This window comes from Streptomyces melanogenes (assembly GCF_014649795.1).
GTDB lineage: Bacteria > Actinomycetota > Actinomycetes > Streptomycetales > Streptomycetaceae > Streptomyces > Streptomyces noboritoensis.
In genome coordinates this window covers 1-600 of sequence record NZ_BMTS01000097.1, presented here as the reverse complement: position 1 = coordinate 600, position 600 = coordinate 1, and the positions used below count along the sequence as shown (strand labels likewise).

Sequence of the window (600 nt, the reverse complement as noted above, 5' to 3'; positions counted from 1 at the left end):
GGCGATCTTCATCGCCTCCTCGATCAGCGTCTCGACGATCTTCGACTCGGGCACGGTCTTGATGACCTCACCCTTCACGAAGATCTGCCCCTTGCCGTTGCCCGAGGCGACACCCAGGTCAGCCTCACGCGCCTCACCAGGCCCGTTCACGACACACCCCATCACCGCGACCCGAAGCGGCACCTCCATGCCCTCCAGACCCGCCGTGACCTCCTCGGCCAGCTTGTACACATCCACCTGCGCACGACCACACGACGGACACGACACGATCTCCAGACGCCGCTGGCGCAGGTTCAGCGACTCCAGGATCTGCATCCCGACCTTGATCTCCTCCGCCGGCGGCGCCGACAGAGAAACCCGGATCGTGTCCCCGATCCCCTGGCTCAGCAGCGCACCAAAAGCCACCGCCGACTTGATCGTCCCCTGGAACGCCGGACCCGCCTCCGTCACACCCAGGTGCAGCGGATAGTCACACTGCGCCGCAAGCTGCCGGTACGCCTCGACCATCACCACAGGATCGTTGTGCTTCACCGAGATCTTGATATCCCGGAAATCATGCTCCTCGAACAGCGACGCCTCCCACAGCGCCGACTCCACCAG

Annotated in this window: 1 protein-coding gene; it reads right to left on the bottom strand. The window is 64.5% G+C overall.

Going from position 1 to position 600, the window contains the following annotated elements; translation table 11 throughout:
- Positions 1-600, bottom strand: a 600-nt coding sequence (locus IE252_RS42915; RefSeq protein ID WP_190094938.1) for a flavodoxin-dependent (E)-4-hydroxy-3-methylbut-2-enyl-diphosphate synthase, incomplete at both ends; no start/stop codon positions are given.